We start from the raw sequence: 16,545 nt of genomic DNA on the forward strand, positions 1-16,545 counted from the left end.
ACGCACCGCTTCGCACAGGCATGGGCCGATTGGGCGGTTTTATTTTATTGTATTGTAAAGTTTTTATTGATCTTCGATGGGGTGACACAGCCCGCAGAAACGGGCCGGCCCCGGTAGGGCAGCGGCGCGACGCCTTTCGTGCTAGTCGCGTTTGCTCGTGGGCTCGGCTAGAAAATCGATGGTCGCGCGCTTGAAGGCCCGCGCGGTGACGGCGTTCAGATGATTTCGCCCGGGCAGCCACGCGAGCTCGGCATGGCGTGCATGTTCGGCCAATTGCGGCATGGTCGCCGCGAGTTCGTCCTTGTCGCCGGCCATCAGCAATACCGGGGTGTCGCATAGCTGGCCGGGCCTGAAGGGCGCGTCGACCAGTGCACGCACCACGCTTAGCAACGCTTGCGCATCGTTGCCGGGGATGCGCTGCGCCATCGCCAGTAGCTGTTCGTCGCGCGGCTGGCGCATGGGCTGTGCATCGTTCAGATACGCTGCGGCCGCGTCGATATCCATGCCCTGAAACGGGTCATCCAGCGCGGGCGCGCCGAGCACCATCGCATGCACATGCTGCGGGTAGGCATCGGCGAAATCCCAGGCCAGGCGAGAACCGAGTGAATAGCCCACGATATCCGCGCCATGGGCGGCGCTATCCGGCATCGTGTCGAGCCGATACGCAAGTGCCGCACAAATCGCATCCGGCGTATAACGTGCCGGGTCGGTGATATCGCGTGCCCTGCCGTGGCCGGGCAGGTCGAACGTGAGCACGTGGCGGCCCGCTTGCGCCAGGGCATCGAGCCAGCCGGTCTGCTGCCAGCTGAGTTCGGCGTTGGATGCAAAGCCGTGGATGAGTACGACCGGCCGCTCGCTGACGGGTTCGGGCGCGGGATACCAGTCGGTGTCAAAGCTGTCGTTCATGCCCAAACGCTCCATGACAGGGTGGGTTGCACGGCCGCGCGGCTTAGTCTTCGTCGGGTGCGTTCAGGCGCACCCGCCGACGCTTGGGCTTTTGTTTGGGCACGCTGCCCACGATGCCGGCAGTGTCGTCGTCGACCTCGAACACCACCAGCGTGTCGCCGACTTCGATCACATCGCCCGCCTCGCCGACCGTACGCAGGATGCGACCGGCCTGCGGCGAGGGCAGCTCCAGCGACGACTTGGTGGTGTCCAGTTCGACCAGCGGCTGGTTGCGTTCGACCTGATCGCCGACCGCGACCAGCCATTCCAGCACGGTGGCCTCGATCAGGCCTTCGCCCAGATCGGGCAGAGAGAATGCGATTTCAGCCATGGCGTGTCTCCTTTGTCGTACGTCGGCAGTCAGCGATTGCGTGTCGCAGGCGCGGCTCAACCCAACAGGCGCTGTACGCCGAAAAGAATGCGGTCCACATTGGGCAGGTATTCGTCTTCGAGCTCGCCGGCCGGGTAGGGCACATCGAAGCCGGTCACCCGTTCCACCGGTGCGCGCAGCTGGCCAAAGCAGTGTTCGTTGATCAGTGCGCTGATTTCGGCGCCCAGCCCGCCAGCGCAGGGGGATTCGTGCACGATCAATGCGCGTCGGGTCTTGCCCACCGAGGCGATCAGGCGGTCGGTATCAATCGGCTTGAGCCAGCGCAGATCCAGTACTTCCAGTTCCACGCCGTCTTCGGCGGCCATCTCGGCGACCTCCAGACAGCGCGCGACCATCGCGCCCCAGGCGATCAGGGTGGCGTGTTTGCCGTGTCGGGCGATGCGCGCGCCTTCGCAGTCGTCGCCCACTTCGCGCTGGACTGTTTCACGCTGCCAATAGCGCGCCTTGGGCTCCATGAAGATCACCGGGTCGGGTAACGCCGCGGCATGGCGAAACTGCTGATAGGCCTGCTGCGGCGTGGCGGGCGCGACCACTTTCAAGCCCGGCACCTGGGCAAACAGGGCTTCCAGCGATTCGCCGTGCATTTCCGGCGCGCGAATACCGCCGAAGCTGGGAATACGCAGGGTTACCGGCATGGGCAGATGCCCGCGGCTGCGGTAGTTCATACGCGCCAGCTGCGCGATGATCTGGTTCATCGCCGGATAGGAAAATCCGTCGAACTGGATCTCGGGCAGCGGATGCCAGCCGTTCATGGCCAGGCCCACGGCCATGCCGACGATGGCCGATTCCGCCAGTGGCGTGTCGAAACAGCGTTCGGCGCCAAAGCGTTGCCGCAGGCCGTCGGTGACCCGAAACACCCCGCCCAGACGACCGACATCCTCACCGAAGATCAATGCCCGCGGGTCCGCGTCGAGGATATCCGCGAGTGCCGCATTCAACGCCTGCTGCATCGACATCACGCTTGGTGCGGGCGTTTTTGTGCGCTGATTGGCGGCGCGCTCGTTGCGGCGGCGCGCGCCCGGGACAGGCGATCGCGTAGCGCGCGAATCGGGGTGACGAAGCTCATGCATCATATTCAGTCTCGCTCTGCCAATGGGCCTGTTGGGCGCGTAGCACCGCCGTGGGCTGTTGAAAGACGTAATCGAACATCTCCCGGCCCGGGCGGGTGGTCATGGTCGCAAGCTGTTCGAAAACCTCGTCCTGTTCCTGCTCGGCGTTGGTCTGTACGTCGGCGAAGAACGCCTCGGCGATATCGCCGCGTGCTTCAAGCGCACGTCTGAGCATCTCGATCGGGTCGTCGCCGGCGTCCGCGCGCTCTTGTTCGAGGCTGCGATAGCGGCCCGGGTCGTCGCTGGTGGAATGGGGGCCACGCCGGTAGGTCAGTGCTTCCACGAGTACCGGGCCACGCCCGGCGCGTGCATGCGCAACCGCCCGCGAACAGGCGTCGATGACGGCCGTTACGTCGTTGCCGTCGATACGCAACGCGGGTATGCCATAGCCGTGTGCCCGCGCCGCGATATCGTTGCCGGCGACCTGTTCGTGTGTCGGTAGCGAAATGGCCCAGCAGTTGTTCTGGACGAAAAACACCACCGGCACCTGCATGACGCCGGCAAAATTCATGGCCTCGTGCACATCGCCCTGGGAACTGGCGCCGTCACCGAAGTAGGTCATCGCCACGGGGAGATCGGTCGTATCGGCTGCGTCGAGCTTGGCACCGAGTGCCCAGCCGACCGCGTGCAGTACCGAGCCGGCGACCACGGCCTGAATCGGCGCCAGCCGGCTGGTGACCGGGTCGTAAAGACCGCCGTGCCAGAGCGCTTTGTGGGTGGCGAGATACTCGGCCATGTTCACCCCCAGCGCCCGGGCTACGCCGATCTCGCGGTAGGTGGGAAACGCGAAATCGCGCGTTCGATCAAGCACATAAGCGCTGCCCACCTGGGCAGCCTCCTGACCGAGGGCGGGCGCATAGGTCGGAAAAATACCCTGGCGTTGCCAGGCGACCGCGGCCTTGTCGAGTTGCCGCACGCTCACCAGTAACTGGTAAAGCGTTTTCAGATCGGCATCGGTCAGCGTCATCGACGGCGACGCCGCCAGCGCGGGCGCGCTTGACGGGGCCGGCACGCGGCTTGGCCTGGGCTCGGGCTGCTTCATGGGCATGTATCTCCTTCGCACGTTCACACGACAACTCAACCGCCCATCGGGGCGTTGCGCAGGGCAGCCGGTTGTCGTGAATCGGACTGTTTTAGTTTTATTGCTTGCTTCAATACTATGCGTGGATGCGTGCGAACGTGGCGCAGAGTGCGGCTTAAATCGTCCGTTTACGCATTGTTAATGCATAAAAATCAAAACAGGTGCGCCGATCATGCATTTGGATAAATTCGATCGAAAGATCCTGGACCAGCTTCAGCGCGAAGGACGGCTTACCAGCAACGAACTGGCCGCGCTTGTATCGCTGTCGCCGTCGCAGTGTTCGCGCCGTCGGGCACGACTCGAGAAGGAGGGTTTTATTCAGGGCTATCGCGCCGAGCTGAGCTTCGAAAAACTCGGCTATGGGATGCTGGTGATGATCTGGGTCACCCTGGCCAGCCATAACCGCGATAACGCGGCCCACTTCGCCGAATTTCTGGGCGGCCTGCCGGAAGTGCTGGAGGCCCATGCGCTGACTGGCGACATGGACTATTTCCTCAAGGTGGCCACGACCGATTTGCAGGCGCTATCGCGACTGGTCAACGACCAGTTACTCGCGCACGAAACGGTCAGCCACGTGAAGACGGCGATCGTGTTGCAAACCCTGAAGGAATATCAGGGCCTGCCGTTGGGCTAGGGGGCCTTGTCGCCCGTGCGACGGGTTATCGCGAACGGGTTTGCCGAAATTCCCTAGGGTCGCAGGAACACGAAATAGGCGAGAAAGATCGCCGCCAGGGCGAGCATCAGCGGGTGGATTTCGCGGCGGCGCCCGGCGGCGGTCATGGTGACGGGGTAGACGATGAAGCCCAGCGCAATGCCGGTAGCGATGGAGTAGGTCAGCGGCATCAGCAGCACGGTCAGAAACGCCGGTACCGCGGTTTCGAAGCGATCCCAGGCGATATGGCGCAGCGAGGCGGCCATGAGCACGCCCACCACGATCAGCGCGGGCGCAGTCACCGCCTGGGTGACCACCGCCAACAGCGGCGAGAAGAACAGCGCCAGCAGAAACAGCACGCCGACCACCACGGCGGTGAAGCCGCTGCGTCCGCCGGCCGCCACGCCCGAGGCGGATTCAATATAGGCCGTGGTCGAGGAGGTGCCGATCAGCCCACTCGCGGTGGTGGCCAGCGCATCGGCAAACAGGGCACGCCCGGCCCGCGGAAGCTTGTTGTCGCGGATCAGCCCGGCCTGGCGGGCCACACCCATGAGTGTGCCGGCCGAGTCGAAGAAATCCACGAACAGCATGGTGCCGATGACCACCGCCATTTGCGGTGTGAACAGGTCGGGCAGGCGCGAAATCGCGGCACCGGCCACGGGGCTGATATCCGGTACCGGGCTGACGATCTGTTCCGGCAGGTCGATCAGGCCGGTGAGCATGCCCACCACGGCGGTGATGGCCATGCCCAGAAAAATGGCGCTGGTCAGGCGCAGCGTCATCAGGATGACGGTCACGATCAGCCCGAAGATGGCCAGCAGGGTCTGCGGATCGCTCAGCGGCGCCAGGCCCACGAGCAGCGCGTCGTCATTGACGATGATGCCGGCGTTGGTCAGGCCGATGAAGGCAATGAACAGCCCGATGCCGGCCGCCACGGCATGTTTGAGTTCGTTGGGAATCGCGTTGATCACGCGTTCGCGCAGGCGCGAAATGGTCAGCGCCATGAAGATCAGGCCCGAGACGAACGTACCGGCCAGCGCGGTCTGCCATTCGATACCCATGCCGAGCACCACCGAGAACGCGAAGAACGCGTTAAGGCCCATGCCGGGCGCCTGTGCGATCGGATAACGCGCCAGCAAACCCATCACCAGCGAACCAAACGCCGCGGCGACGGCGGTGGCGGTAAACACCGCGTCGCGCGGCATGCCCAGGCCGGCGGCATCCGGTACCGAGGCCAGCGACAGCACGGCCGGGTTCACGAACAGAATGTAGGCCATCGACAGGAACGTGGTCAGGCCGGCCACGCTTTCCGTCCGCCAATTCGTGCCGAGAGTGTCGAAATCGAAATAGCGGGCGATGGCGTTCACGGCAGATCCTACGCTCAGGCGGTAATAGGGCGCGCATGATACAAAAAACGTGCCGAGGGAGTGCCGTCGGCGCGCAATGTTCGAGGGTCAGGCGCTAGTTTTTGGCTTCTGTACGCGGCCGACGGCGTTCCATCTGGCGGGCCAGACGGCTGCTGCGGGCCACATCCGACAGGGTCAGTACGCCCTCGACTTCACGCGGATGGCTCATCTTGCCGTCGGGTGTCACGAGGGCCACTTCGCACTTTGCGGCACGCAGCCGGCCGACGATATCGAAGACCATGTCGTCGGCCGCGGCGACGATATAGTCGGTTTCCATATGCTCGTCGGCCCAGCTGTGTATCTTGGCCCGGCGGGTGAGCCGGTAATGACGACGCGTCGAGAATATGGCCTGAATTTTCTGTTCGTGATCGAGCACGAGCACATTCGGGGCCTGACGTCCGAAGCGCTTGAATCGACGGCGAATCTCGGCCAGCCCGCGGTTGTTGCCCACCCGGATCACGCGCGGGTCGTAGAACTCCGACGCCTTTTGCAGCATGAACAGGTTGGTTTCAAGCGACGCCGGCACCGGATGATTACGGCGCGTGAGCTTGAAGGTATAGATCGTGTCCGCCATCAGGAACTGGCGCACGTAATACGCGATCGACACCACGATAATCATGGGAATGATGACGTGATAGTCGCGCGTCATTTCGAAGATGATCACGATCGCAGTCAGTGCGGCCCCCGTGGAACTGGCCACGACTGCGGCCATGCCCAGGACCGCCATCGTGGCCACATCCAGCTGGAACCAGGGGGTGAAATGCTGCATGGCCACGGCGAACGCGCCACCGAGCGTCGCACCCAGATACAGCGCCGGCGAAAACACGCCGCCGGAGGCACCCGAACCCAGGGTGAGCGAGGTTGCCAGCAGTTTGCCGGCGAACAACAGCAGCAACAGCCAGGGCGAGGTGAGTGCATTCTCCAGGATGTCCTGGATCGTGGCGTAGCCCACGCCCTGAACGTAGTACTGGCCGGTCAGCGCCATGAAGGCATACATCATCACGCCCACCAGCCCCATGCCGATCAGGTGACGTGAATAATCGTTGCCCGGCATTCGTTCGAACAAGGCCTCGAACACATAGATGCTGCGCGTGAATATCAGCGCGGCCAGGCCCATCAGAATGCCGAAGACGACGTATACGCCCAGCAGTTCCGGCGAATTCAGATCGAGCGCGTTATTGGCCAGCGCCGGGATATCGAAGGACGGCGTATTGCCGAACAGCGCGCGGCCCACGAACGAGGCCGCACCGGTCGCCAGTGCCACCGGGATGAGCGTACGCCCCGAGGTTTCCGGCAGGATGATTTCGATGGCGAACAATAGCCCGCCGAGTGGTGCGTTGAAGGTGGCAGCAATACCCGCCGCGGCACCGGCGGCGATTAGCGTATTGCGTTGCCATTCCCGCAGCAGGGTTGCCTGGCCAATGCTCGAACCCAGCGCCGAGCCGATCTGGATGATCGGGCCTTCGCGCCCGACCGCACCGCCGGTCGCGATCGAAATCGAAGAGGCGAGAGCCTTGACCCCGGCCACGCTCGGGCGAATCCGCCCGCCCTTGTAATAGATCGCGTCGATGACTTCCGGCACGCCATGACCCTTGGCCTCGGGGGCGAAATTCTGCACGAGAAAGGTGACGGCCACCGAGCCCAGCATCGGCACGATGATGATCCAGGCGCCAAAGGGGCTCGCGTCGGTGTGCTGGTTGGCGTCGTAGACCAGCGACAACTCGCCGAAGAAGGCAAGGTTGTGAAACAGCGCGATGAGATCGCGAAAGATCGAAGCGCCATAGCCCGCAGCCACACCCACGCACACGGCCAGCAGGCTGAGCACGAGGCTGGAACGTTCGATAGTGCGCGACCGGGCCAATGCGATCTCTTGTTGACTGGGCGTAGGGTCCGGCCGCCGTTGCGACGGGACGTCGCGCTTTGAACCAGGCTTGCGAAAGATGCCGGGTTCAAGCTCGCGTGCCGACGCCGGCCGCCGGAGAATGGCTGGATTATACAGCAACCACGGCTTCAGCCGAAGCGCTGTGCGCCTCTCGAAGTACATTCAGGCTGCTAAGCTGAGATCGTCATGAAGATTACTGCGCCATTGCAAAGCCTGCGCCACCGTCTCACCGAACCGGTCGTGGATTGGCTGGCGGCCGAATCACGGCCACTGGGCATGCCGCGCAACGACTTCGGTCGTCTCTGTGAGCATCTTCAGCGTGCCGATATCGTGCTCGTCGAAGGTCGAAGCCGTGTATCGGGCGTGATTCAGAGCGTGACCCTGAGCGCCTGGACACACGCGGCGTTGCATTTGGGGACGGTTGCCGAACTGGCCTTGCTCGGCGTCGATGTCTCACCGCTACGTGCGCAAGGCATCGCCGATACGACGCCTATGTTGCTCGAAGCCGAGATCGGGCACGGCGTGCATTTGTCGCCCATCACTCGTTACCGCTACGAGCATCTACGTCTGTGCCGTGCGCGTGAACTTTCGCAGAGCGACAGCCTGGCGGTGATCGAGTTCTGTATCGAACGCGTTGGCACCCCCTACGACCTGCGTCATATCAGCGATCTGCTGCGGTTCTTCTTTCCCTACGGCCTGTTGCCCCGACGTTGGCGCTCCTCGTTGTTCGAAGTCGGCCATGGCGAGATGGCGCGCACGATTTGCTCCACGCTGATCGCCCGTGCCTTTGCCAGCGTGCGCTATCCCATCCTGCCCACGCTCCATCGCGGCGATGGCGGGGGCATGGTGTTTCATCGCCGCAATGCGCGCTTGATTACGCCGCGCGATTTCGACCACTCGCCGTATTTTGAAATCGTCAAATACCCGTTCTTTGGCGACGACGTGGCGCGCTATCGCGAGTTGAACTGGGCCGAGGAGATCGAGCCTTAGCCGCGATCACCCCGGCGCCATTTTATTTGGCGAACATATGCGTCGCGTGGGTGATGGCGCCGCCGGCACGAATGGCGGCCGCGACGACCGCGGTTTCGCTGAGTTCTTCGTTGCTGGCGCCGGCATCACGCGCGGCCTGAGTGTGCAGCTCGAGGCAATAAGGGCACTGGGTGGTCATGGCGACCGCGAGCGCGATCAGCTGCTTGGTCTTGGCGTCGATTGCGCCCTCGGCAAAAGCCGCCTTGTCGAACGCCCAGAATGCGTCCATGCCCTGTGGCGCGCCGGCATCGAGCTGGCCCAGGCGTTCGAGATTTTTGCTGTCGTACATTGTCTCCTCCAACGTTAGTTATTGTTCGTATTGAACTTTTATATTCGGCCGTGGCCGAAGATTTGACATTGCGCGCAGCGATCGACGCTGTCAACGCAACAAACGTCGACCGGCAACGAAACCTCGGCGCGCCCGGGGTGTCGGTTAGGACGCATCATCTCGAACGGATAACGCCATGCGATACGGCAAGGCTTCACACCCAAGACTCTCAAGACTCTGGATCACCGGACTGCTCGCCCTGGCCGTGGCCTGCAACGCCGGCTCGCTGCTCGCAAGCGACAAAGAACAGCCCTCGCCAGATCAGGCCACCGCCAGCCCGGCGGCGCCTGCGAACTTCGCTCACTATCGCGATACGCGCGCGGGCTTCGAGTTCGACTATCCGCGCCAACTCGAACTCGACGCCGCCGATAGGCCGCACGAGCGCGATAGCGATGCGCGAGTTCTGAGCAGTGACGCGCTTACGCTACGGGTTTCGACCACCGCGCGGGGCGGACGCTCGCTGCGCGCGCTCGCAGTCGACACAATCGGCGACCCGAGTGCGGCCAGCGAAACCCGCAACACGGCGGGCAGCGTGGTGCTGGTACAGGACGACGAAAGTGCATCGCGGGCGGTCAAGGCGATCGCGTTGGCACAGGATCGCGCCGCGATCATGATCGTCGAAGGCGCATCGGCGCCCCAGCGCGACGCGATTCTATCGAGCTTCGTGCCGGTTTCCGCTGCTGTTTCTGACCCGGCTGAAACCGACGCCGAGGCGCGTTATCGCAACCCGCAGCTCGGTTTTTCCATCGAACGGCCGAAAGGTGCGCGCGTATCGCGCGACGGCGACGACACCGTATCGTTCAAGGTGCTTGGCCCGGCCAATGCAGCCGCCAGCGAGATCAGCGACGGGTTCGTGCTGACCGTCACCCGCGATCGCAAGCCGGGTATCGACACGTTGGCCGAATATGCCGAAGCCGTGCGTGACGACGGCGCGCCGAGTGCGAATTCGGTGAAGATGGGCGACTACACCGCGCTGCAATACACCACGCAGACCGAAATGGGCGATACCGTCAGCCATTGGCTCTACCGGATCGGCGAGCGGCGCCAATACCAGGTCACCGCCACGGTCAGCGGTGAGCACGAACGTTATCGCGAGCAGATTCAGACGATGCTCAAGAGCCTGCTTTTCGACTAGAGTCGGCCGCGTGCTGCGGTGTCGGCCGGGTGACCAGAAAAGTGGCGACACAGGCCAGCCCAACGGTCACGCCGATCGCCAACGGGCGATAATCGATATGCCACCAGACGATGGCGATGCTGGTTGCGATCATCGCCACGGCGGTGATCTTGGCGCGTCGTGATAGCGCGCGCTCGCGCTCCCAGTTGTTGATCGCCGGACCGGCATAGCGATTGGCGCGTATCCATGCGGCAAAGCGCGGTGAGCCGCGCGAGGCCAGGGCTACCGCTGCCAGCATGAACGGCGTGGTGGGCAACAGCGGCAGGAATACCCCCAGTACGCCGAGCGCGAACAACAGCGCGGCCGCTGCCACCAGCAGATACTGTTTGATGGTCATGCGTTCGCGCATCGTGACCACGACAGCGTTGGGTTAAAGTGGCGGCTGGGGCGAGGCATGGCGCGATGCTACGCCGCGTGCGTCGGCGCTGTCATGCAGACAGCGCCCGGCCCGGGTCGCGTTTTCGAGTCGGGCAGCGCCCGAGGTCAGGGAGACAATGGTGCACCGTCATAACGCAAAGCAGCTTTCGCCGAACGAACAGCCGCCAGCGGATGGACGCGGTCGGCGCGCGGCAACGCCGGTCAATATCCCATTCAAGGGCTGGCGCGACGTCGCGCTGCGCGTCTATCACGCGTTCAACGACAACAATCTTTCGATCATCGCAGCCGGCGTGTCGTTCTACGGGCTGCTGGCGATCTTTCCCGGTATTGCGGCGTTCGTCGCGATCTACGGGCTGTTTCTCGACCCCGCCGGCGTGGTCGATCAGGTGCAACAGCTGCGCGGCGTCGTTCCGCCGGACGTCATCACCACCATCACCGGCCAGATGAGTCAGATTGCCGCCAAGCCGCAGGCCTCGCTCGGTCTGGCCGCGCTGTTCACGCTGGCCTTGGCGCTGTGGAGCGCGCGCAAAGGCACGACCGCGCTGATGATTGCCCTCAACGTGGTGTATGCCGAGCGTGAAACCCGCAACTTCTTCGTCAAGATCGCGGTGTCGCTGGCGCTGACCCTGGCGATCGTACTCGGGCTCAGTATGGTGGCCATTCTGGCGGCCGGCGTGCCGTTGCTGTTTGCCGCGCTGGGTTTTGCCGACTGGATGGTTGCCGTTGGCCGGGGCATCGGCCTGGGCGGCGCGGCGCTGTTCCTGATGTTGGGTATCGCCGGGCTGTATCGCTATGCGCCAAGCCGGCGCGCGCCGAAATGGCGCTGGGTGATAGTGGGTGCCGCGATCGTGACCGTGTTCTGGATCATCGGCTCGCTCGCGTTCTCTGTCTACCTGGCCTTTTCCGATAATTATTCGGCGACCTATGGTTCGCTGGGTGCCGTGGTCGTGGTGCTGACCTGGCTCTATATCACCGTGCTCATCATGCTCGTAGGCGGCGAACTCAACGCTCAGCTCGAGTTTCAGACCGCGCACGACACCACCACCTCCGGCGGCAAACCGATGGGCGAGCGCGGTGCGTTCGTGGCTGACAACATCGCCGAGCGCGCCGACGATATCGATTTCGACAACAAAAAGCCGGGGCCCGGTTGATGCCACGCTGCGAAGATCTGTTCATTACCAGTTCCGAAGCGCCGAACGAGCGTATTCACGTCCGCGAAAAGACGGCGGATAACCCCGCAGCTGATACCCCGGCAAAAGCTGTGCTGTTCGTACATGGCGCGACTTACCCCGGCGTGATGTTCGATGTGCCGACCAGCAGCTGGCTCGACCATGCGGTCGGTGACGGTTATGCGGCTTATGCGCTGGATGTGCGCGGCTACGGCGCCTCCACGCGCAGCCCGGTGCTGGACGAACCTGCGCAGGACAATCCGCCGTTTGCGCGTGCCGAAAGTGCGGTCGCGGATATTGCCGATACGATTGCTTTCATTCGAGAGCGCACCGGCGTCGAAAAAATCGATCTGGTGGGTTGGTCCTGGGGCACGATGACCACGGGCATGTATGCCGCCAGCCAGCCCGGCACGATCAATCGGCTGGTGCTGTTCGCGCCGGTGTATAGCTGCGAACGGCGTGATCGTATCGCGGCACTCGAAGATCGTGACAACCCGCACCGTTTACGCCCGCTGGGCGCCTATCGCACCGAAACCGCCGCGCAGGCGCGCGAGCGTTGGGGCGCGGAAATCACCGCGGCCGATCCCGACAGCTGGCGCGATCCGGCGATGGTGGAGCGCTGGTACGACGCCATGCTGCGCGATGAACCGGCCGATTTCGTGCGCGCCCCTAACGGCGTGATCGTGGATCTCTGGGAAGCCTTCAACGGTCGCGCCCGCTATGAAGCCGGCGATATCGATGTGCCCACGCTGGTGATCCGCGCCACCGAAGACGCCACCGCCATTCGCGAGGATGGGCTCGGGCTTTACGACCGGCTGGGCAGCGCCTACAAGCAGTACGACGAGATCGGCCGCGGTACCCATTTCGTGCTGCTCGAACGGCGTGCGCCACAGCTGTTCGACCGCGTGAGCCGTTTTCTGGCCAGCCCGCTGGCGCACTAGGCGCCAGAACGCGAGGCGACAGGACGCGTTTCTAGATCAGTATGGTGCTCAGCAGGAAGTAGAACGCCGCCGTAAACAGCGCGGCACCGGGCAGGGTGAGCAGCCAGCCCAGAAACACGCCGCCGAGCACCGATAGATCCAGCGCGCGCAGCCCGCGCGCGAGCCCCACGCCAAGCACGCCGCCGACCAGCGTCTGGGTGGTGGAGACGGGCAGGCCGAAGAAGGTGGCGAGCACCACCGTCGAGGCCGCGGCCAGTTCGGCCGAGAAGCCGCGCGTCGGGGTGAGCTCGGTGATGCGCGCGCCGATCGTGCGCATCACGCGATGGCCATAGGTGGCGAGGCCCACCACGATACCAATACCGCCCAGCACCAGAACCCACCCGGCCAGCTCGGAGCTCTGACCGACGTTGTCGGGATTGTTGATCACGTTGAGAATTGCCGCGACCGGCCCGACTGCGTTGGCCACATCATTGGAGCCGTGCGCGAACGCCATCGTGGCTGCGGTGAAAACCTGGGCGACTGCAAACACGCGCTCCACGTTGCGATAACGATCCGTCGCACGCGCTTCCGGCGACAGATCGATACGCCGTAACAGTACCGCGCTGATCGCGGCTGCTACGAGGCCGAGTGCGACCGCGCCGGCGACCGCCATCGTCGTACTCAAATCGATACCGATATGCGATAGGCCTTTGACCAAAGTGACCAGACAGATCACGAAGGCAGCCAGAAATACATAGGCCGGCAGATAACGGCGCGCGCCCACCGCCGGGTCGGCATGGTTGAATACCAGCCGGCGAATCGACTCGAACAACAGAAACGCCAGCACACCGGCCAACAGCGGCGATACCACCCAGCTGGCCGCGATCTTGCCGATTTCCGCCCATTTGACCGGTTCGGCGCCGAAAGCGATCAGCGCAAACCCGAGAATGCCCCCGACGATCGACTGCCCCGTGGAGACCGGTAGCCCGCGCATGGAAGTGACCAGCAAAAACGTGCCCGCCCCCAGCAGCGCCGCGAGCATGCCAATCACCAGCAGGTCCGGGTTGTCGGCGAATATTTCGGGGTTGATCAGCCCGCCGCTGATGGTCTCCGTGACTTCGCCGCCGGCCAGCCATGCGCCCAGAAACTCGAATATGCCGGCGATGACCACGGCCTGGCCCACCGTGACGGCACCCGAGCCCACCGAGGTGCCCATCGCGTTGGCGACATCGTTGGCGCCGATACCCCAGGCCATGAAGAAACCGAACACACAGGCGAGAATGAGCAGCAATTCCGCATGCTGAGTAATGAGCGACATGGACGTCCTTGTCTGCGGCGCAGGAGAGAAGGAAGGGTTGGGCGCGCTAGCGTGCCATTAAAATCTGCAGACGCGAGCCAACGCGTTCGGCGCGATCCGAAAGCGTGCCGATCCAGTCGATCACGCGATAGATGAACATCACTTCCAGCGGCGGCAGCTCGCTTTCCAGCTCGAGCAGGCGGTGGCGAATGGCGATCTGTTCGTTATCCGCGCGTTTCTCCAGCCGGCCCAGTTCGGTGACCATATCTTCGATCATCTCGCTCACGTCGCGGCCGAAGCCGGAATCCAGCAGTTCGTCGAGTTCCTCGAGCACCTTGCGCGCCTGGTGTACGGCCTCGATCGACGTCTGCATGTAATCGCTGATCGGGCGTTGCACCGAGGGCGGGAATTCCATGCGCCGTCCCGTCATCAGGCCGGATATGTCCTTGACCTTGTTGATGATCTTGTCCTGCGCTTCGATCAACACGAGCAGATCCGAGCGCGAGATCGGTAGAAACAGCGACGTCGGCAGGTTCAGCCGAATCTTGTCCTTGAGATCGTCGGCCTCGTGTTCGCAGGCAGAAATGCGCTCGTGCAGCGCTTCGGCCTGGGTCCAGTCGCCGGCCGCGGTCGCATCGAAATACTCGCGCAGCAGATCCGCACTCTTGTCGACTTCGCGAATGTGTTCGCGCAGCGCCTTGAACGGCGAATGGCCGAATAGACGTGACAACGGGCTGTTCTTGGACGGGTCCATGCGAGCTTCCCCGGTTTGCAGACGTGCCTACTATATAAGCCGACGTATGACAGTGTCGTTACCGGGCTCGATATCGATGGGCCGCAGCGTGGAACCTTCGCCGCGCAATCTGTCTGATATGGCCCGTTCTGCCCACTCCACCCCAAAGATTTTTGATGCTCAACCCCATTTCGTCCGGGGCCGGCCGCGGCGCGCTACTGCGCTGGCTCGGCTGGCTCGTGATTGCCTATACCCTCGTGCTGTCGCTGGTCGCCCTGCGCTATCTCGATGTAGGCGATCTGTCGACCGGCCTGGTGGCGCGCAGCTTCGGCATCGCGATGTTCTTTGCGCATTTTCTGTCGGTCGCGCTGATCGGGTTGTTACCCATCATGCTGCTCGCTCTGATCGTGCCGTACCGACACGTCATTGTGCCGCTCGCATGGGCGATCGGCGTGGTGCTGACGTGCCTGCTGCTGGTCGATACGCTGGTGTTCCAGCAGTACCGTTTTCATTTGAACGGCGCACTGGTTTCGCTTTTCTTCTCGGGCGCGTCGGAAGAAACCTTCGAATTCTCGCTGGCGATGAAAATCCAGGTCGCCTTGATCGGGCTCGGTGTGGCGCTTGCGCTATGGGCCGTGGGCTGGGCGGTATGGCGGCTGGTCGCGGCGACACGCCAGCGGCGCTTCGGCTATGGCATGGCCGGCGCCTGTGTCGCGCTGCTTCTGGCTACCAACCTGTTTCATGCCTATGCCGACGCAATGGGCGACGGCAGCGTCACCCGCCAGACCCGGCTGTTGCCGGGCTACGAACCGCTCACCGCCAAGGATTTCCTCGAAGAACGCGGCTTCGATGTGGCCGAGGCCAGCTGGGGCGGCGATACCGCTCTCGATGGTTCTATCGACTACCCGCGCGTGCCGCTGCAAACCCAAACGCCGGCCGAACCCAAGAACATCGTTTTCATCGTCATCGATTCCTGGCGTTTCGACGCCATGAACGAAGACGTCTCGCCGCATATGGCGCGTTTCGCACAGAACAACCAGCGCTTCATGAACCACTACAGCGGCGGCAACGCCACGCGTATCGGCATGTTCTCGTTGTTCTACGGCATCCCCGGCACCTATTGGCACAGCATGCTGCAAACCAATACGCGGCCCGTGTTGGTCAGCCGGTTGCTCGATCTGGGTTACGACTTCGGCATCTATCGCAGCGCGCCGCTATCCTCGCCCGAGTTTCATCGCACCATCTTTTCCGGCATGAAAGAGCTGCGTATGGAATCCGAAGGCAACGATTCGCCGGCGCGCGATATCGACGCTAACCGCGACTTCATCGACTACCTGCAAAAACGCGATCCCGACGCCGACAAGCCCTTCTTCGGCATGGTCTTCTACGATTCGCCGCACGCCTACGATCTGCCGGACGGCGACCCGCGCCCGTTCCAGCCGTCATGGGACAGCGTGAACTACCTCACGCTGGATGAAGACACCGACCCCACTGGCCTGCACAACCTCTATCGCAACTCCGTGCATTTCGTGGACGGGCTCGTCGGCCAAACGCTCGACACGCTCGAAGCCCAGGGCCTGATGGACAACACCATCGTCGTCGTTACGGGCGATCACGGTCAGGAGTTCAACGACCTCGGCCTGAACTACTGGGGCCACAACGGCGACTACAGCCGTTACCAGACCCAGGTGCCCATGATCGTGCACTGGCCGGGCCGCACTGAGGCCGGCAAACAAACCGAATACCTCACCAGCAGCTTCGACGTGGCGCCTACGCTGCTCGAGCACGCGCTGGGGGTGAACAATGCGTTTGACGCCACCAGCGTCGGCCACGACCTGTTCCAACCGGCCGACCGCCTGCCGATGATCATGGCCCAGTACCGTGGCCATGCTGCGATGACGGAGAACGGCTTTATCGACTTCCCCGCCATCGGCAGCCCCGAAGCGCTCGACCGCGACTATCGCCCGCGCAAAGACAGTCCTTCACCGGCCGCTATTCAGGCCACGCTGGAACAGATGACGCGGTTTCGCGAAACCGACTAGCCGCGTCGC

16 protein-coding genes are annotated in these 16,545 nt (G+C 63.4%); 6 read left to right on the top strand and 10 right to left on the bottom strand.

Annotation, left to right across the window (positions count from 1 at the left end; all coding sequences use genetic code 11):
* Positions 1-141 precede the first annotated feature (141 nt).
* From S4A8_RS07590 to S4A8_RS07605, 4 genes are all read right to left on the bottom strand, one after another.
* On the bottom strand, positions 142-906 hold the full coding sequence (locus S4A8_RS07590) for an alpha/beta fold hydrolase (protein WP_353219693.1): 765 nt from the start codon (positions 904-906) through the stop codon (positions 142-144).
* Positions 907-949: 43 nt separating this feature from the next.
* The gene (locus tag S4A8_RS07595; protein ID WP_353219694.1) at positions 950-1,276 is read right to left on the bottom strand and encodes a biotin/lipoyl-containing protein; all 327 of its coding nucleotides are present in this window, start codon (positions 1,274-1,276) and stop codon (positions 950-952) included.
* A 56-nt stretch (positions 1,277-1,332) separates the two neighbouring features.
* A complete protein-coding gene (locus tag S4A8_RS07600; RefSeq protein ID WP_502950714.1) occupies positions 1,333-2,286 on the bottom strand; it encodes an alpha-ketoacid dehydrogenase subunit beta in 954 nt (317 codons plus the stop codon).
* A 112-nt stretch (positions 2,287-2,398) separates the two neighbouring features.
* Positions 2,399-3,487, bottom strand: coding sequence for a thiamine pyrophosphate-dependent enzyme (locus S4A8_RS07605; RefSeq protein WP_502950715.1), 1,089 nt, complete (start codon positions 3,485-3,487; stop codon positions 2,399-2,401).
* 211 nt (positions 3,488-3,698) lie between these two features.
* Between S4A8_RS07605 and S4A8_RS07610 the strand changes: the two genes are divergently transcribed.
* Positions 3,699-4,160, top strand: a complete 462-nt coding sequence (locus tag S4A8_RS07610; RefSeq protein WP_502950716.1) for an Lrp/AsnC family transcriptional regulator — start codon at positions 3,699-3,701, stop codon at positions 4,158-4,160.
* Positions 4,161-4,213: 53 nt separating this feature from the next.
* Here the strand turns inward: S4A8_RS07610 and S4A8_RS07615 are convergent, their stop codons facing one another.
* Together S4A8_RS07615 and S4A8_RS07620 are read right to left on the bottom strand one after the other, a co-directional pair.
* Positions 4,214-5,536, bottom strand: coding sequence for an NCS2 family permease (locus S4A8_RS07615; RefSeq protein ID WP_353219842.1), 1,323 nt, complete (start codon positions 5,534-5,536; stop codon positions 4,214-4,216).
* 103 nt (positions 5,537-5,639) lie between these two features.
* Entirely contained in the window at positions 5,640-7,445 is a 1,806-nt protein-coding gene (locus S4A8_RS07620) for a chloride channel protein (RefSeq protein ID WP_353219696.1), read from the bottom strand.
* Positions 7,446-7,652: 207 nt separating this feature from the next.
* On the opposite strand from S4A8_RS07620, the gene S4A8_RS07625 reads away from it, so the two are divergent.
* The gene (locus S4A8_RS07625) at positions 7,653-8,456 is read left to right on the top strand and encodes a YiiX/YebB-like N1pC/P60 family cysteine hydrolase (RefSeq protein ID WP_353219697.1); all 804 of its coding nucleotides are present in this window, start codon (positions 7,653-7,655) and stop codon (positions 8,454-8,456) included.
* Positions 8,457-8,478: 22 nt separating this feature from the next.
* On the opposite strand, the gene S4A8_RS07630 is transcribed toward S4A8_RS07625, so the two are convergent.
* On the bottom strand, positions 8,479-8,784 hold the full coding sequence (locus S4A8_RS07630) for a carboxymuconolactone decarboxylase family protein (RefSeq protein ID WP_006914174.1): 306 nt from the start codon (positions 8,782-8,784) through the stop codon (positions 8,479-8,481).
* A 175-nt stretch (positions 8,785-8,959) separates the two neighbouring features.
* On the opposite strand from S4A8_RS07630, the gene S4A8_RS07635 reads away from it, so the two are divergent.
* Positions 8,960-9,958, top strand: a complete 999-nt coding sequence (locus S4A8_RS07635; protein WP_353219698.1) for a hypothetical protein — start codon at positions 8,960-8,962, stop codon at positions 9,956-9,958.
* Here the strand turns inward: S4A8_RS07635 and S4A8_RS07640 are convergent.
* Entirely contained in the window at positions 9,936-10,346 is a 411-nt protein-coding gene (locus S4A8_RS07640) for a YbaN family protein (protein ID WP_353219843.1), read from the bottom strand. The two genes, S4A8_RS07635 and S4A8_RS07640, sit on opposite strands and share 23 nt — an antisense overlap.
* 145 nt (positions 10,347-10,491) lie before the next feature.
* On the opposite strand from S4A8_RS07640, the gene S4A8_RS07645 reads away from it, so the two are divergent.
* Complete coding sequence (locus tag S4A8_RS07645) at positions 10,492-11,526, top strand: YihY/virulence factor BrkB family protein (RefSeq protein ID WP_353219699.1); 1,035 nt, start codon at positions 10,492-10,494, stop codon at positions 11,524-11,526.
* Complete coding sequence (locus S4A8_RS07650) at positions 11,526-12,485, top strand: alpha/beta hydrolase (RefSeq protein WP_353219700.1); 960 nt, start codon at positions 11,526-11,528, stop codon at positions 12,483-12,485. The genes S4A8_RS07645 and S4A8_RS07650 overlap by 1 nt, the downstream gene beginning before the upstream one ends.
* 31 nt (positions 12,486-12,516) lie before the next feature.
* On the opposite strand, the gene S4A8_RS07655 is transcribed toward S4A8_RS07650, so the two are convergent.
* Complete coding sequence (locus S4A8_RS07655) at positions 12,517-13,782, bottom strand: inorganic phosphate transporter (RefSeq protein ID WP_353160970.1); 1,266 nt, start codon at positions 13,780-13,782, stop codon at positions 12,517-12,519.
* Positions 13,783-13,828: 46 nt separating this feature from the next.
* A complete protein-coding gene (locus S4A8_RS07660; RefSeq protein ID WP_353175621.1) occupies positions 13,829-14,515 on the bottom strand; it encodes a TIGR00153 family protein in 687 nt (228 codons plus the stop codon).
* 155 nt (positions 14,516-14,670) lie between these two features.
* Here S4A8_RS07660 and S4A8_RS07665 point away from each other — a divergent pair, with 155 nt between their 5' ends.
* The gene (locus tag S4A8_RS07665) at positions 14,671-16,536 is read left to right on the top strand and encodes a DUF3413 domain-containing protein (RefSeq protein WP_353219701.1); all 1,866 of its coding nucleotides are present in this window, start codon (positions 14,671-14,673) and stop codon (positions 16,534-16,536) included.
* Positions 16,537-16,545 lie beyond the last annotated feature (9 nt).

The sequence above is a fragment of the Salinisphaera sp. S4-8 genome (assembly GCF_040361235.1).
Classification (GTDB): Bacteria; Pseudomonadota; Gammaproteobacteria; order Nevskiales; family Salinisphaeraceae; genus Salinisphaera.

Coding starts and splice junctions, on each gene's coding strand:
- S4A8_RS07635 (WP_353219698.1), top strand. CDS start 8,960: ATGCGATACGGCAAGGCTTCACACCCAAGACTCTCAAGACTCTGGATC.
- S4A8_RS07650 (WP_353219700.1), top strand. CDS start 11,526: ATGCCACGCTGCGAAGATCTGTTCATTACCAGTTCCGAAGCGCCGAAC.
- S4A8_RS07590 (WP_353219693.1), bottom strand. CDS start 906: ATGAACGACAGCTTTGACACCGACTGGTATCCCGCGCCCGAACCCGTC.
- S4A8_RS07605 (WP_502950715.1), bottom strand. CDS start 3,487: ATGAAGCAGCCCGAGCCCAGGCCAAGCCGCGTGCCGGCCCCGTCAAGC.
- S4A8_RS07600 (WP_502950714.1), bottom strand. CDS start 2,286: ATGCAGCAGGCGTTGAATGCGGCACTCGCGGATATCCTCGACGCGGAC.
- S4A8_RS07610 (WP_502950716.1), top strand. CDS start 3,699: ATGCATTTGGATAAATTCGATCGAAAGATCCTGGACCAGCTTCAGCGC.
- S4A8_RS07595 (WP_353219694.1), bottom strand. CDS start 1,276: ATGGCTGAAATCGCATTCTCTCTGCCCGATCTGGGCGAAGGCCTGATC.
- S4A8_RS07660 (WP_353175621.1), bottom strand. CDS start 14,515: ATGGACCCGTCCAAGAACAGCCCGTTGTCACGTCTATTCGGCCATTCG.
- S4A8_RS07645 (WP_353219699.1), top strand. CDS start 10,492: ATGGTGCACCGTCATAACGCAAAGCAGCTTTCGCCGAACGAACAGCCG.
- S4A8_RS07640 (WP_353219843.1), bottom strand. CDS start 10,346: ATGCGCGAACGCATGACCATCAAACAGTATCTGCTGGTGGCAGCGGCC.
- S4A8_RS07665 (WP_353219701.1), top strand. CDS start 14,671: ATGCTCAACCCCATTTCGTCCGGGGCCGGCCGCGGCGCGCTACTGCGC.
- S4A8_RS07630 (WP_006914174.1), bottom strand. CDS start 8,784: ATGTACGACAGCAAAAATCTCGAACGCCTGGGCCAGCTCGATGCCGGC.
- S4A8_RS07625 (WP_353219697.1), top strand. CDS start 7,653: ATGAAGATTACTGCGCCATTGCAAAGCCTGCGCCACCGTCTCACCGAA.
- S4A8_RS07655 (WP_353160970.1), bottom strand. CDS start 13,782: ATGTCGCTCATTACTCAGCATGCGGAATTGCTGCTCATTCTCGCCTGT.